Origin of the sequence: Psychroflexus lacisalsi (assembly GCF_020164495.1) — a bacterium.
Taxonomy (GTDB): Bacteria; Bacteroidota; Bacteroidia; order Flavobacteriales; family Flavobacteriaceae; genus Psychroflexus; species Psychroflexus lacisalsi.
Genome location: NZ_JAIQYZ010000002.1, coordinates 416163 through 431249, shown reverse-complemented (window position 1 = coordinate 431249; position 15087 = coordinate 416163). Strand labels below are relative to the sequence as shown.

Annotated in this window: 13 protein-coding genes and 5 tRNA genes; all 18 read left to right on the top strand. The window is 37.5% G+C overall.

Annotated features, from left to right (window positions below; all coding sequences use genetic code 11):
* The first annotated feature begins 8 nt into the window (after window positions 1-8).
* The 18 genes from mnmD (at window position 9) to rpoB (ending at window position 15022) form a co-directional block, all read left to right on the top strand.
* A complete protein-coding gene (mnmD, locus tag LB449_RS09295; protein ID WP_224454823.1) occupies window positions 9-689 on the top strand; it encodes a tRNA (5-methylaminomethyl-2-thiouridine)(34)-methyltransferase MnmD in 681 nt (226 codons plus the stop codon).
* Between the two features lie 152 nt (window positions 690-841).
* Complete coding sequence (locus LB449_RS09290) at window positions 842-2917, top strand: amino acid carrier protein (RefSeq protein WP_224454822.1); 2076 nt, start codon at window positions 842-844, stop codon at window positions 2915-2917.
* Between the two features lie 9 nt (window positions 2918-2926).
* Complete coding sequence (locus LB449_RS09285) at window positions 2927-3811, top strand: helix-hairpin-helix domain-containing protein (protein ID WP_224454821.1); 885 nt, start codon at window positions 2927-2929, stop codon at window positions 3809-3811.
* 24 nt (window positions 3812-3835) lie between these two features.
* Entirely contained in the window at window positions 3836-5002 is a 1167-nt protein-coding gene (locus LB449_RS09280) for an acyl-CoA dehydrogenase family protein (RefSeq protein WP_224454820.1), read from the top strand.
* A gap of 29 nt (window positions 5003-5031) precedes the next feature.
* Window positions 5032-5955: a tyrosine-type recombinase/integrase gene (locus LB449_RS09275; RefSeq protein WP_317196211.1), complete on the top strand. Its 924-nt coding sequence runs from the start codon at window positions 5032-5034 to the stop codon at window positions 5953-5955.
* A gap of 119 nt (window positions 5956-6074) precedes the next feature.
* Window positions 6075-6148: transfer RNA gene (locus LB449_RS09270), tRNA-Thr, on the top strand.
* Between the two features lie 16 nt (window positions 6149-6164).
* Window positions 6165-6246: transfer RNA gene (locus LB449_RS09265), tRNA-Tyr, on the top strand.
* Window positions 6247-6296: 50 nt separating this feature from the next.
* Window positions 6297-6369, top strand: a tRNA-Gly gene (locus LB449_RS09260).
* A 28-nt stretch (window positions 6370-6397) separates the two neighbouring features.
* Window positions 6398-6469 (top strand) — tRNA-Thr (locus tag LB449_RS09255).
* 94 nt (window positions 6470-6563) lie between these two features.
* A complete protein-coding gene (gene tuf, locus LB449_RS09250; protein ID WP_224454819.1) occupies window positions 6564-7751 on the top strand; it encodes an elongation factor Tu in 1188 nt (395 codons plus the stop codon).
* A gap of 126 nt (window positions 7752-7877) precedes the next feature.
* Window positions 7878-7950 (top strand) — tRNA-Trp (locus LB449_RS09245).
* Between the two features lie 168 nt (window positions 7951-8118).
* A complete protein-coding gene (gene secE, locus LB449_RS09240; protein ID WP_224454818.1) occupies window positions 8119-8316 on the top strand; it encodes a preprotein translocase subunit SecE in 198 nt (65 codons plus the stop codon).
* A gap of 3 nt (window positions 8317-8319) precedes the next feature.
* Entirely contained in the window at window positions 8320-8871 is a 552-nt protein-coding gene (gene nusG, locus LB449_RS09235) for a transcription termination/antitermination protein NusG (protein WP_224454817.1), read from the top strand.
* A 74-nt stretch (window positions 8872-8945) separates the two neighbouring features.
* Window positions 8946-9383, top strand: a complete 438-nt coding sequence (gene rplK / locus LB449_RS09230; RefSeq protein WP_224454816.1) for a 50S ribosomal protein L11 — start codon at window positions 8946-8948, stop codon at window positions 9381-9383.
* Window positions 9384-9398: 15 nt separating this feature from the next.
* Entirely contained in the window at window positions 9399-10097 is a 699-nt protein-coding gene (gene rplA / locus LB449_RS09225; protein WP_224454815.1) for a 50S ribosomal protein L1, read from the top strand.
* A gap of 9 nt (window positions 10098-10106) precedes the next feature.
* Window positions 10107-10628: a 50S ribosomal protein L10 gene (gene rplJ / locus LB449_RS09220; RefSeq protein ID WP_224454814.1), complete on the top strand. Its 522-nt coding sequence runs from the start codon at window positions 10107-10109 to the stop codon at window positions 10626-10628.
* A gap of 46 nt (window positions 10629-10674) precedes the next feature.
* Window positions 10675-11049, top strand: coding sequence for a 50S ribosomal protein L7/L12 (gene rplL, locus LB449_RS09215; RefSeq protein WP_224454813.1), 375 nt, complete (start codon window positions 10675-10677; stop codon window positions 11047-11049).
* 160 nt (window positions 11050-11209) lie between these two features.
* A complete protein-coding gene (gene rpoB / locus LB449_RS09210; RefSeq protein ID WP_224454812.1) occupies window positions 11210-15022 on the top strand; it encodes a DNA-directed RNA polymerase subunit beta in 3813 nt (1270 codons plus the stop codon).
* Window positions 15023-15087 lie beyond the last annotated feature (65 nt).

Here is a 15087-nt window from a genome sequence, read left to right as displayed (position 1 = left end):
TCTTCTCTATGAAACGAAATATAGTCACCACCAGTGATGGGTCCAAGACCATACGTATAGAAGATTGGGACGAGCATTATCATTCTATTCACGGAGCGATTCAAGAGTCCATGCATGTTTACATCAACGCAGGATTAGATTATTTTTTGTCTTTATATCCATCAACTGAATCTATTTACGTTATAGAAGCCGGTTTTGGTACTGGCTTAAATGCTTTGTTGACAGCGCTTTGGTCAGTTGCAAAAAACATTAAAATAGACTACCTAGGCTTAGAAGCCTATCCGATTTCCGATGAAGAAATACAGGCTTTGCAATATCATAAGGTTTTAGAAGACATAACTTCAGAAGACATTTATGAAAAATTTCACCAAGCTCATTGGGAAGAATTTGAGCAAATTACAAACACCTTTAAAGTCAAAAAGCAACAAGCATATTTCTCTGAAATCAAGCTAAAAAATACTGCAGATGTGGTGTTTTATGATGCGTTCGGGCCGAGAGTTCAGCCGGAGCTCTGGGAAAGAAGCATATTTGAAGGTTTCTATGAGGCACTGAAGCCGGGTGGTGTGTTTGTTACCTACTGCGTAAAAGGAACTGCGAGAAGAGCTCTGCAGTCTATTGGTTTTGAGGTGGATGTTATTGAAGGGCCGCCTGGAAAACGCCATATGATGCGTGCTATTAAACCCAATTGACCTATTTCCTGAAACAGATGCTAAAGTCTTAAAGATTTTAAGACTTAGCGTTTGAATGGAAACCATATTTTTTGCATCTTGCGGGATATTTTTAAACTTAATTGAATTTAAGTTAACGTCTCATTTTGAAATATCAAATCACAAATAGCCTTATGTTAAGAAATATCACGCTGATTGCTTTTCTCTTGTTTACTATTTCGTTTACCTCTGCACAGGATCTGCAAGTTGAAGGAATTAAAATTAATCCATCAGATAAAATCAACAATGGACAGATTGAACTGACTGTAACCGGAGGTACACCTCCATATAAGTATCAGTGGTCAAAAGATGATGTACCTCTCAGTTCTAGTAAAGCCAGTGATCTTACAGAAGGGATATCTTACACTGTAAAAGTATCCGACGCTAGTGGCGCTTCTGTAGAAAAGTCATACCAAATAGAAGCGGTTTCTATTGTAGAAAATTTTAATGGAACTTTCCAGCCTGTGGTTGATGCCATGGGAAGTGTATTGTTCTGGGATCCGTTTGCTGCTATAGGCATTTATGATCCTGTAGTTTATACTGACCAAAAGCTCTTATTCTCTCCATCCTGGGAACCAAACACTTCGCGTAAATTCTTACTCAAAGAATGGTTGGTTACAGAAAACGAGCACGTTGATAAAGGTCAGGATGTGGCCATTATTGACATAGATGGACAGACACAGACCGTACAGGCAGAAGCAAATGGTAAGATTGAATTTATAACCCCTCAGGGTGAATATATTTATAATCCGGAAAACCAGGAAGATGTTATTGCTCAAAACGCTCATAAATTCGGTTCAATTATTTACGATGACCCTATTGCGCTAACCAATCCTAATGGCACGCCACTTGAAAAAGGAATTCCTTTTATTGTGATTTGGTTAATTCTCGGAGCGGCATTCTTTACGTTCAGAATGGGCTTTATCAATATTCGTGGTTTTAAACACGCCATTCAGCTTGCTAAAGGTCAATACGATGAGCCTAATGCTCCAGGAAGTATTACTCACTTTCAGGCTCTTGCAACGGCTGTGTCTGCTACTGTAGGTTTAGGTAACATTGCTGGTGTTGCCATCGCTGTTTCTTTAGGTGGTGCAGGAGCAACATTTTGGATGATTTTGGCGGGTCTATTAGGGATGTCTTCCAAGTTTGTGGAATGTACCCTAGGAGTAAAATATAGATTTATCAACAAGCAAGGTCGAATTTTTGGAGGCCCTATGAATTATCTGAGGTATGGACTTGAAAAAAGAAACCTAGGTAAGCTTGGAAAAGTTCTGGCAGGTTTATTTGCCGTTCTTGCCATCGGTGCCTCATTTGGTGGAGGTAATATGTTCCAGGCCAACCAATCTTTTGAAATTTTATCCAATCAGATTCCTTTTTTAGATAGTGAAAGTGGATTCTTTTTTGGTGTTTTTCTTGCGATTTTAGTTGGAGTTGTTATTATAGGAGGAATCAATAGTATCGCTAAAGTAACGGGTAAAATAGTGCCAGTAATGGCAGGTGTTTATATTTTAGGAGCTCTGGTTGTTATAGGAATAAACATCGATAATATAGGACCAGCTTTTGATGCCATATTAAGTGGTGCCTTTACTCCAACCGCCCTCAAAGGTGGTTTTATAGGAGTTCTTGTTGTAGGTTTCCAGCGTGCTGCTTTTTCTAATGAAGCAGGTGTTGGTTCTGCAGCTATCGCTCACTCGGCAGCCAAAACGAATCACCCGCCTTCTGAAGGTTTTGTAGCTTTACTAGAACCTTTTATAGATACTGTAGTCGTTTGTACACTTACGGCTTTGGTTCTTATTTTTACAGGAATGCATGAAGTTGAAGGTGTTTCTGGAGTTCAGCTAACTACAGAAGCTTTCGGTAGTGTGATCTCCTGGTTTCCTTATGTTCTTTCTGCAGCGGTATTCTTATTTGCATTTTCAACAATGATTTCCTGGTCTTACTATGGAATGAGAGCCTGGACTTATATTTTTGGAAGAAGTAATCGTTCTGAAATTATTTATAAAGTTATTTTCCTATTTTTTGTAGTTCTTGGAGCTTCTGTAAGTTTAGGTGCTGTGCTAGATTTTTCAGATATGATGATTCTAGCAATGTCATTCCCTAACATCATAGGTCTTTACATCATGTCTGGAGAGGTAAGAAATGACCTTAAAGAATACATGTCAAAATTAAAGTCTGGCGAAATCTTCAAAAAAGAAGTGTTGAAGAAATAATAGATACTGATGAATACGACTAATAAATTCCGTTTCGGCTACTCCAAGGGTGATCGAAACGGAATTTTTTTGTTTTGCCTTATTTTGATCGTAGGAGTAGGTATTAACTATTGGGCTTTTAATCCATCTCTCAAGTCTCAAGGAATTAATGAGTTAACGAAAGTAGAAGATTCTATTCAATGCCTTGTAGATTCGTTAAAAATTAAACAAAGCCTTGAGTCTCAGAAAGTCATTTATCCTTTTAATCCTAATTTTATAACAGATTATAAAGGCTATACTTTAGAGATGACGATCGATCAAATTGACAGATTATTAGATTACAGGGCTGAAGGTCAGTGGATCAACTCTAAAGCTGACTTTCAAAAGGTCACTCAGGTCACTGATGCATGGATGAAAGAGTATGGCCCATATTTTAAATTTCCCGAGTGGGTCGTTGAGTCAGGACAAAGGAAGTCTAATTCCAAAACTATCAATTCGTTGACTTACGCTGAAAAGAAAGACCTCAATACAGTCACAGCATCTGATTTGATGGAAGTATCGGGAATTGGTGAGGCCTTGTCAAGGCGAATCATCACTTACAGAGATAAGTTGGGAGGATTTGTGGATATCCTTCAGTTGAAGGATGTCTACGGACTAAAATACGAGGTCATTGAAAACCTCAAAGAGAGAATTGCGCTTAAAAGCCCGGTTAAAGTTCAAAAAAAAGATATTAATCACATAAGTGTTTTGGAATTATCTGAGTTGCCCTATTTTGATTATGAGCAGGCTAGAGTCATCGTCAATTTTATCAAATTAAGAGAAGGTGTTGATGATTTTGAAGAATTGTCAAAAATTGAAGATTTTCCTAACTACAAATTAGATAGAATTCAATTATATTTGGAAATTAAAGAATAATATTCAAAAATTAGATATCAAGATATGAATCATATGTATTTTAGTGAAGAACATGAGATGTTCAGAAAAAGTTTACAGGAATTTCTTCAGAAGGAAGTAGTTCCTCATCTGGATAAGTGGGAAGAAGAAGGAACGATAGAGCGTTTTATATGGAAGAAGTTTGGCGAAATGGGTTATTTTGGCCTGGCTTACCCAGAAAAATACGGAGGTTTAGATTTAGATCTATTCTACACAATTATACTTTTAGAAGAATTACAAAAAATAAATTCAGGTGGATTTGCTGCAGCTATCTGGGCTCATGCTTACTTAGCAATGACCCACGTGAATAAAGAAGGTAGCGAAGAAATCAAAGAAAAATACCTCACAGCCTCTATCAATGGAGATATGATAGGTTGTTTGTGTATCACAGAACCATTTGGAGGGTCTGATGTTGCTGGCATGAAAACAACAGCAGTAGAAAAAGACGATTCTTTTGTGATCAACGGGTCTAAGACTTTTATCACCAATGGTGTATATTCAGATTATTTGATTGTTGCTGCCAAAACCGCTCCGGAAAAAGGTGGAAAAGGCATGAGTATTTTCTTAGTAGATAGAGATACTCCAGGAATTTCTGCAACTAAACTTAACAAGCTAGGCTGGAGAGCTTCTGACACAGCAGAGTTGGCTTTCGATAATGTCGAGATACCAAAGTCTCATTTGATGGGAGAGCGTAACCAAGGTTTTCCTTACATCATGCAGCACTTTGCCTTAGAGCGTTTGATCATGGGGGTGAATGCACATGCCAGAGCAGAATATGCTTTAGATTATGCTATACAGTATATGTCCGAGCGTGAAGCTTTTGGTCAGACTATAGACAAATTTCAAGCCTTAAGACATAAAATCGCGGAGAGAAGTAGTGAAGTGGAAATGGCTAAAGCGTTTAATTATACAACTGCTAAACGTCTGGATGAAGGCGAATATGTCGTTAAAGAGGCTACCATGTCCAAATTGCTTTCCACCAAAATTGCAGATGAGGTGATCTACGATTGCTTACAAATGCTAGGGGGTTATGGCTATGTAGAAGATTATCCATTGGCGAGAATGTTCCGTGATAGTCGACTAGGACCTATTGGAGGTGGAACTTCTGAGATCTTGAAAGAAATTATCGCCAAAATGGTGATTGACAATAAAGACTATAAGCCAGCAACCTAATTGCTTTTAATTGATAAATTTGTAACCATGTGCTTCTTAAAGTACATGGTTTTTTTATGGAACACATTCAGGCCTTTATAGACTATCTTCAGTTTGAGAAAAATTATGCTCAGCATACATTGACTTCTTATGCCTCAGATTTGAAGCAATTTCAATCTTTTGTTTTTGAAAATTATGAGACTGAAGATTTAGCTGAGACCAATTATCCCATGATAAGACGCTGGATCGTGAGTTTTGTCGATAAAGATCTGACTCATAAAACAATCAACAGGAAGCTATCATCGCTAAAAACTTTTTTTAATTTTTTAATGAAAATTAAAGCGATTGAAGTGAATCCAATGCTAAAGCACAAATCTTTAAAGCTTCCCAAACGCGAGCAGGAAGCCTTTTCACTCAAAGAACTTGAGGACATTTCAACTTATTTTGATGATTCAACTTTTGAAGGACTTAGGGATCATCTTATGATTGATCTTTTGTATTCCACTGGAATGCGAAGACAGGAATTGATCGACTTGAAAATTTCCAGTGTAAATTTTAGCCAAAGTCAGTTGAAAGTACTTGGTAAAAGAAAAAAAGAAAGAATAGTTCCATTGATGAAAACAACTATGGCTCTTATCGATTATTATCTTCAGGTAAGAGGGTTGATGGCTATCAATAGCGATGATTTATTTATCACCAATAAGGGGAAACCCATTTATCCCAATTTTGTTTACAGAATTGTAACCTCTTATTTTAAAAAGGTATCTACAAAGCAAAAGCTCAGCCCGCATTTGCTTAGACATGCTTTTGCGTCTCATCTTTTGGAAAAGGGTGCGGAAATCACTGCGATTAAAGAACTGTTGGGACACAGTAGTTTAGCATCTACAGAAGTGTATACGCATTCAAATTTGAAGGAATTGAGCAAAGCACATGCAGCGGCTCACCCCAGATCCAGAGGTAAAGAGGAAGAATAGGCTAGAATGAAATGAAAATGCAATTTTTTTTAAAAAAAAGAGGCAAATAATTTTCAGATACCAATATTCGTTTTATATTTGCAACCCGTTACGAAAAGTAGCGTTTGACATACTGATAAGCCGATGTAGCTCAGCTGGCTAGAGCAGCTGATTTGTAATCAGCAGGTCGTGGGTTCGAGTCCCTCTATCGGCTCTATTATCAGATTTTTGGGGAGATACTCAAGCGGCCAACGAGGACAGACTGTAAATCTGTTGGTTTCACCTTCGCAGGTTCGAATCCTGCTCTCCCCACAACCAAGTCGGTTAACACCAGACTTTGCATTGACATATTGATTAAATAAGCGGAAGTAGCTCAGTTGGTAGAGCGTCAGCCTTCCAAGCTGAATGTCGCCGGTTCGAACCCGGTCTTCCGCTCTATTTTTAAATAATGCAATATCTGCTTGCCGACGTAGCTCAGGGGTAGAGCGTTTCCTTGGTAAGGAAAAGGTCACGAGTTCAATTCTCGTCGTTGGCTCAATTTTAAAGTCTCAAAACCTGGTTTTGTTGGCTTTTTATGTTGTTATAAACATTAACACTAATATATAACTAAGATTAAATAATTTACTACTATGGCAAAGGAAAATTTTGATCGATCCAAACCACACCTAAACATAGGTACTATTGGACACGTCGATCACGGAAAAACTACACTTACAGCTGCGATTACAAAAGTAATGGCAGATGCTGGATATTCTGAAGCTAGTGCTTTTGATCAAATTGATAATGCACCTGAGGAAAAAGAGCGTGGTATTACTATTAACTCTTCTCACGTTGAATATCAAACTGCAAATCGTCACTATGCGCATGTTGACTGTCCAGGTCACGCCGATTATGTAAAGAACATGGTAACTGGTGCTGCCCAAATGGATGGTGCTATTCTTGTTGTTGCTGCAACTGATGGTCCAATGCCACAAACTCGTGAGCATATTCTATTAGGACGTCAGGTTGGTATTCCTAGAATTGTCACTTTCTTAAATAAAGTTGACCTTGTTGATGATGAGGAGCTTTTAGAATTAGTTGAAATGGAAGTAAGAGATTTGCTTTCTTTCTACGAATATGATGGAGATAATGCTCCTGTTATTTCTGGATCTGCACTTGGTGCATTGGAAGGAGATGAGAAGTGGGCAAAAACTGTTCTTGATTTGATGGAAGCAGTTGATGAGTACATTGAGCTTCCAGAAAGAGATGTTGAAAAGCCTTTCTTAATGCCTGTTGAAGATGTATTCTCAATTACTGGTCGTGGAACTGTTGCTACAGGTCGTATCGAAACTGGTGTTGCAAATACAGGTGATGCTGTTGAAATCAATGGTATGGGAGCTGTGAACATGAAATCAACTGTTACAGGTGTCGAAATGTTCCGTAAAATTCTTGATAGAGGAGAAGCTGGTGATAACGTTGGTATCTTGTTAAGAGGTATTGAGAAAAGCCAAATCTCTAGAGGTATGGTTATCGCTAAGCCTGGTTCTATTAAGCCACACGGGAAATTCAAAGCTGAAGTTTATATCTTGAAAAAAGAAGAAGGTGGACGTCACACTCCATTCCATAACAATTATAGACCTCAGTTCTATGTAAGAACCACAGATGTTACGGGTACAATCAACCTTCCTGATGGAGTTGAAATGGTTATGCCAGGTGACAACTTAACAATTACTGTAGAATTGATTCAACCAATTGCATTAAATATTGGTTTGAGATTCGCAATACGTGAAGGAGGTCGTACAGTTGGTGCTGGACAGGTTACTGAAATCTTAGAATAATTTAGGATAAAGTTTCATTATAGTAGTTAAGGTGTTCGCTTTAAGTGAATACCTTAACTTTTTAAATTTCCTTTTTTATGTGTGATTAAATTCGTTTCTTTGCACGCTTTAAAAAATGAAATATTTACGGGTTTAGCTCAGTTGGTAGAGCACTGGTCTCCAAAACCAGGTGTCGGGAGTTCGAGCCTCTCAACCCGTGCGAATTGAAATAGAAAGCCTGTGGCGAGAAGTTTATCCTGAGCGAAGCGCGAAGGAAGCCTCTCAATCCGTGCAAATTGAAATATTAAGCCTGTGGTGAGAAGTTCATCCTGAGCGAAGTGGAAACAGAGTCGAAGGGAGAATCTCAATCCGTGCAAATCTTAAAAAGATGTCAGATATCAAAAATTATGTAAGCGAGTCTTACAACGAATTAAGAAATCATGTGACTTGGCCAACCTGGGCTGAGGGACAAAAACTCATGGTAATTGTTGCTGTATTTTCTATACTTTTTTCGCTTGCTATCTGGGGAGTTGATGAAGTGTTTAGTGCTGCTGTAAAGCAATATTTTAATTGGGTTAAATCATAATACATGTCAGAGACTGGTTTAAAAAAATGGTACGTTGTAAGAGCTATAAGTGGTTCTGAAAGCAAAATAAAGGATTATATAGAAAAAGAAATTGCTCATCAAGGTCTTAGTGATTATGTTGATGATATCTTGGTACCTAAAGAAAACGTTGTTCAAATCCGTAATGGTAAAAAGATAACAAAGGAAAAAGTCTATTTTCCAGGTTATATCATGGTTAATGCTAACCTTGAAGGCGAAGTTGGTCATATTATAAAAGGTGTGAATGGAGTTATAGGTTTTCTTGGTGAAACCAAAAGAGGTGAACCAGTTCCTATGCGTAAATCAGAAGTAAATAGAATGCTAGGTAAAGTCGATGAACTTTCTGTTCAGACAGAAAATGTTGCTATACCATTTAATATAGGGGAATCAGTCAAAGTTGTGGATGGCCCTTTCAATAGTTTCACAGGAACTATTGAAAAAATTAATGAAGATAAAAGAAAGTTGCAAGTTATGGTTAAGATTTTTGGTCGTAAAACACCAGTTGAGCTTAGCTATATGCAAGTAGAAAAAGTTTAAATGTTACATATAATATAGAATTGTTTTTAAATATAATGCTTCCCACTGAAAACAATTCAACTAAATTTTGAAAAATGGCAAAAGAAGTAAGTAAAGTAGTAAAACTCCAGGTTAGAGGTGGTGCAGCGAACCCATCCCCACCGGTTGGACCTGCTTTGGGTGCTGCTGGGGTAAATATCATGGAATTTTGTAAGCAATTCAATGGTAGAACCCAAGATAAGAGTGGTAAAATCTTACCTGTTGAGATAACAGTTTATAAAGATAAGTCGTTTGATTTTATTATCAAGACTCCACCTGCAGCAGTACAATTGATGGAAGCATCAAAACTAAAGAAAGGCTCTGGTGAACCTAATTCTAAAAAAGTAGGTTCTGTAACTTGGGATCAAATAAAAGCAATCGCTGAAGATAAAATGCAGGATTTAAATGCATTTACAACCGAATCTGCAATGAAAATGGTAGCCGGTACAGCAAGATCGATGGGTATAACTGTAAAAGGTAATGCACCATTTTAACAAAACGAAATTAACATGGCAAAAATAACTAAAAAGCAAAAAGAAGCAGTTGGTAAAGTGGATAAGTCGAAAACTTATTCAGTAGCTGATGCCTCCGCTTTATTGAAAGATGTAGCTTACGCTAATTTCGACGAGTCAGTTGATCTAGCTGTAAGACTCAACGTTGATCCTAGAAAAGCTAACCAAATGGTTCGTGGAGTAGTAACTTTACCTCACGGAACAGGAAAAGACGTAAAAGTCTTAGCTCTTGTAACACCGGATAAGGCTAAAGAAGCTGAAGAAGCTGGTGCAGATTACGTTGGTCTTGATGAGTACCTTGAAAAAATTAAAGGTGGATGGACAGATGTAGACGTCATTGTAACTATGCCAAGTGTGATGGGTAAATTAGGCCCGTTAGGTAGAGTTTTAGGTCCACGAGGACTTATGCCTAATCCTAAAACTGGTACAGTAACTATGGATATCGCTAAAGCAGTTTCTGACGTTAAAGCTGGTAAAATTGACTTTAAAGTTGATAAAACTGGTATCGTTCACGCTGCTGTAGGTAAAGTATCCTTCGATGCAGAAAAAATTGCTGGAAATGCAAGAGAATTACTAACGACGCTCGTCAAGCTTAAGCCTCAGGTAGTGAAAGGTACATACATCAAAAGTATTCACATCGCTTCCACAATGAGTCCAAGTATTGAAATCGATACTAAACGATTTACCGAGCAATAATTTTAAGTTATGACAAGAGAAGAGAAATCTATAGTAATAAAAGATTTAACTACTAAGTTAGCGGATTCATCAAATGTATATTTAGCAGATATTTCAGGATTGAACGCATCTTTAACATCGGACTTAAGACGTGCCTGCTATAAAGCAGACGTTAAGTTGATGGTAGTTAAAAATACTCTCCTAGCTAAAGCTATGGAAAGTACAGATAAAGAATTTGGAGACTTAACAAGTATTTTGAAAGGGAATACTTCCATAATGCTTTCCGAAACTGGAAACGCTCCAGCTAAGGTTATTAAAAACTTTAGAAAGAAAAATGAAAAGCCTATTTTGAAAGGGGCTTATGTTGCAGAATCTGTCTATGTTGGAGACGAATACTTAGATGCTTTAGTTGATATTAAATCTAAAGAAGAAGTTATCGGAGACATCATTGGATTGTTACAATCTCCAGCCAAAAACGTTGTTTCAGCGCTTAAGTCTGGTGGAGGTAAACTTTCTGGAATACTTAAAACACTTTCTCAAAGAGAAGAATAAACACGCACTAATTACTAAATAATAAATTACACTAAAACGATAGAAAATGGCAGAATTAAAAGATTTCGCAGAACAATTAGTTAACCTTACTGTTAAAGAAGTAAATGAGTTGGCTGATATTTTAAAAGAAGAATACGGTATAGAGCCTGCAGCTGCAGCTGTTGCTGTTGCTGGTGGTGGCGGTGCTGCTGCTGAAGAAGCTGAAGAGCAGTCAGAATTCGATGTAATTCTAAAAGCTCCAGGTGGTTCTAAACTAGCAGTTGTTAAGCTTGTTAAAGAATTGACAGGTTTAGGTCTTAAAGACGCTAAAGCATTAGTTGATGGTGCACCAGCTCCAGTTAAGGAAGGTGTCACTAAAGATGAGGCAGAAGCTCTTAAAGCGCAATTAGAAGAAGCAGGTGCTGAAGTTGAGCTTAAATAAGCTCACCTCCACTTATATTACTAGGTTTAGACCACAAGATATAGTCTTGTAGGTCTAAACCATTTTGCGTATCTATACGCGACGTGTTTATTTTACTTTTTTACAAGTTAATATTGCTGATGAATTTTCATTGAATTCAAAGCATTAAAATCTTTCTTAGATGTTAGCAATGCATAATGAACGAATTAGTTTTTCTTCCGTACAAAACAAGCCAGATTATCCAGATTTTTTGGATATTCAGGTCAAGTCTTTCCAAGACTTTTTCCAGCTTGAAACTAAGCCAGAAGAAAGATCCAACGAAGGATTATATAATACCTTCCAAGAAAATTTCCCAATTACAGATACGAGAAATCAATTTGTACTTGAATTTTTAGATTATTTTGTAGATCCTCCCAGGTACTCCATTCAAGAGTGTATCGAGAGAGGGCTTACTTACAGTGTGCCTCTTAAGGCCAGATTAAAACTTTACTGTACCGATCCCGAACATGAAGATTTTGAGACGATCGTGCAGGATGTCTACTTAGGTACTATTCCTTACATGACTCCAAGTGGAACTTTTGTGATCAACGGAGCAGAGCGAGTCGTAGTTTCCCAGTTACACAGATCCCCAGGTGTGTTCTTTGGTCAGTCTTTTCACGCCAATGGAACCAAACTTTACTCTGCTAGAGTAATTCCTTTTAAAGGATCTTGGATTGAATTTGCTACGGATATCAACTCTGTGATGTACGCATACATAGATCGAAAAAAGAAATTACCTGTTACAACACTTTTCAGAGCTATTGGCTTTGAAAGAGACAAAGATATCTTGGAGATTTTTGACCTTGCTGAAGAGGTGAAAGTTTCTAAAACTGGTTTGAAAAAATACCTTGGTAGAAAATTAGCTGCCAGAGTATTGAATACTTGGTATGAAGATTTTGTTGATGAAGATACAGGTGAAGTGGTTTCTATCGAAAGAAATGAAATCGTACTTGACCGTGATACCACTTTAGAGAAAGACCATATTGAAGAGATTTTAGAAACTGGCTCAAAAACTATTCTTCTTCATAAAGAAGAAAATTTGACTGGTGACTATGCTATCATATATAACACTTTGCAAAAAGATCCTACTAATTCTGAAAAAGAGGCAGTAGAGCATATTTACAGACAATTACGTAATGCTGAGCCGCCTGACGAAGAGACTGCTCGTGGCATTATTGATAAATTATTCTTTTCAGATCAACGTTACAATTTAGGAGAAGTTGGTCGTTACAGAATGAATAAAAAATTGAATCTTGATATTAGTATGGACAGCAAGGTTCTTACTAAGCTTGATATCATAACAATCATTAAGTACCTTATTGAGTTAGTTAACTCAAAAGCAGAAGTTGATGATATTGACCACCTTTCTAACCGTCGTGTAAGAACAGTAGGTGAGCAACTTTCTCAGCAATTTGGTGTTGGTCTTGCTAGAATGGCAAGAACCATTAGGGAGAGAATGAACGTTAGAGATAACGAGGTCTTTACTCCAATTGATTTGATTAATGCGAAGACTTTGTCTTCAGTGATTAATTCTTTCTTTGGTACAAACCAGTTGTCTCAGTTCATGGATCAAACTAATCCATTAGCAGAGTTAACCAACAAAAGAAGACTTTCAGCATTAGGACCTGGTGGTTTATCCAGAGAAAGAGCTGGTTTTGAAGTTCGTGATGTTCACTATACTCACTACGGAAGACTTTGCCCTATTGAGACTCCAGAAGGACCAAACATTGGTTTGATTTCTTCTATGTCTGTTTACGGAAAAGTGAACAGCATGGGATTCATTGAAACACCATACCGTAAAGTAGAGAACGGTAAGATTGATTTCAAATCAGAGCCACTTTACCTTTCTGCTGAAGAAGAAGAAAATAAATTGATTGCACAGGCTAATATCCCTGTTGCTGAAGATGGAACTATGACTTCAGAACGAGTAATTGCTCGTATGGAAGGTGACTTCCCAGTTGTAGATCCTAAAGAAGTGGATTATATTGATGTTGCTCCAAACCAGATTTCGTCAATCTCAGCTTCATTGATTCCTTTCTTAGAACATGATGATGCTAACCGGGCCTTGATGGGATCTAATATGATGCGTCAGGCTCTACCTCTATTGAGAGTTGATGCTCCTATTGTTGGAACTGGATTGGAAAGACGTGTTGCTCAGGATTCAAGAGTTTTAATTAACGCAGAAGGTGAAGGAACTGTTGATTATGTCGATGCAAGAAAAATTATCATTTCTTACGATAGAACTGAAAATGAGCAATTAGTAAGTTTTGACGATGATGATAAGACTTATGACTTGATCAAATTCAGAAAAACAAATCAGGGGTCTACTATCAACTTAAAACCTATTGTTAGAGTTGGAGATAGAGTGACTAAAGGTCAAGTTCTTTGTGAAGGTTATGCAACCGATAATGGAGAATTAGCCTTGGGTAGAAACATGAAAGTGGCATTTATGCCATGGAAAGGTTACAACTTTGAGGATGCGATCGTGATATCAGAACGTGTGGTTAAGGATGACCTTTTGACTTCAGTTCATATCGATGAGTATTCTTTAGAAGTAAGAGATACAAAACTTGGTAACGAAGAATTAACCAGTGATATTCCAAACGTTTCAGAAGAAGCGACGAAAGACTTGGATGAGCATGGTATGATCAGAATCGGTGCAGAGATTAAACCTGGAGATATTCTTATTGGTAAGATTACTCCAAAAGGTGAAAGTGATCCTACACCAGAAGAAAAATTATTGAGAGCTATCTTTGGTGACAAAGCTGGTGATGTAAAAGATGCTTCTTTAAAAGCCTCTCCATCGCTTAACGGTGTTGTAATAGACAAGAAATTGTTTACCAGAGCAGTAAAAGATAAGCGAAAGAGAGCTCAGGACAAGCAAGAGATTGATGCTCTTGAAGCGAAGTACCAAGTCAAATTTGAAGAACTTAGAAACCGATTAATTGAAAAATTATTTGGTATCGTAGGTGGTAAGACCGCACAAGGTGTTCAAAATGATCTGGGTGAAGATACGTTACCAAAAGGTAAGAAGTACACTCTTAAGATGTTGAATTCTGTAGAAGACTTTAGTCACTTAACCAAAGGGACCTGGACTACAGATAAAGAAACAAATGCTTTAGTTGCAGATCTTTTACACAATTATAAGATCAAACAAAACGATCTTCAGGGTAACCTAAGAAGAGAGAAATTTACAATTACAGTTGGTGATGAATTACCATCTGGTATTTTAAAACTTGCTAAAATTTATGTTGCTAAGAAACGTAAGTTGAAAGTAGGAGATAAGATGGCAGGTCGTCACGGTAACAAAGGTATTGTTGCTAAGATTGTAAGAGAAGAAGACATGCCATTCCTAGATGATGGAACTCCAGTCGATATCGTATTGAATCCACTTGGTGTACCATCTCGTATGAATATTGGTCAGATTTATGAAACTGTTCTTGGTTGGGCAGGTCAGAAATTAGGTAGAAAGTTCGCAACACCAATTTTTGATGGTGCGACTTTAGATCAAATTAATGAACTCACCGATGAGGCAGGAATCCCAAGATTTGGACATACATACCTTTATGATGGTGGTACTGGTGAACGTTTTGACCAACCTGCTACAGTAGGTGTCATTTATATGTTGAAACTAGGACATATGATTGAAGATAAGATGCACGCTAGATCTATCGGACCTTACTCATTGATCACTCAACAACCACTTGGTGGTAAAGCACAATTTGGTGGTCAACGTTTTGGTGAGATGGAAGTTTGGGCACTTGAAGCTTATGGTGCGTCTGCTACATTGAGAGAGATCTTAACTGTAAAATCTGATGATGTCATCGGTAGAGCCAAAACTTACGAAGCAATCGTAAAAGGTGAGCCAATGCCGGAACCAGGATTGCCAGAATCCTTCAACGTGTTGATGCATGAATTGAAAGGTCTTGGATTAGATATCAGATTAGAAGAGTAATAGCAATCCTGCCTTCGGGCAGGAGATGTTATCACATTTATTACAATAATTCTTTAGCACTTGTA

Excerpts from the sequence above, each read along its gene's own strand:
- mnmD (WP_224454823.1), top strand. The coding sequence starts at position 9 with ATGAAACGAAATATAGTCACCACCAGTGATGGGTCCAAGACCATACGT.
- LB449_RS09290 (WP_224454822.1), top strand. The coding sequence starts at position 842 with ATGTTAAGAAATATCACGCTGATTGCTTTTCTCTTGTTTACTATTTCG.
- LB449_RS09285 (WP_224454821.1), top strand. The coding sequence starts at position 2,927 with ATGAATACGACTAATAAATTCCGTTTCGGCTACTCCAAGGGTGATCGA.
- LB449_RS09280 (WP_224454820.1), top strand. The coding sequence starts at position 3,836 with ATGAATCATATGTATTTTAGTGAAGAACATGAGATGTTCAGAAAAAGT.
- tuf (WP_224454819.1), top strand. The coding sequence starts at position 6,564 with ATGGCAAAGGAAAATTTTGATCGATCCAAACCACACCTAAACATAGGT.
- secE (WP_224454818.1), top strand. The coding sequence starts at position 8,119 with ATGTCAGATATCAAAAATTATGTAAGCGAGTCTTACAACGAATTAAGA.
- nusG (WP_224454817.1), top strand. The coding sequence starts at position 8,320 with ATGTCAGAGACTGGTTTAAAAAAATGGTACGTTGTAAGAGCTATAAGT.
- rplK (WP_224454816.1), top strand. The coding sequence starts at position 8,946 with ATGGCAAAAGAAGTAAGTAAAGTAGTAAAACTCCAGGTTAGAGGTGGT.
- rplA (WP_224454815.1), top strand. The coding sequence starts at position 9,399 with ATGGCAAAAATAACTAAAAAGCAAAAAGAAGCAGTTGGTAAAGTGGAT.
- rplJ (WP_224454814.1), top strand. The coding sequence starts at position 10,107 with ATGACAAGAGAAGAGAAATCTATAGTAATAAAAGATTTAACTACTAAG.
- rplL (WP_224454813.1), top strand. The coding sequence starts at position 10,675 with ATGGCAGAATTAAAAGATTTCGCAGAACAATTAGTTAACCTTACTGTT.
- rpoB (WP_224454812.1), top strand. The coding sequence starts at position 11,210 with ATGTTAGCAATGCATAATGAACGAATTAGTTTTTCTTCCGTACAAAAC.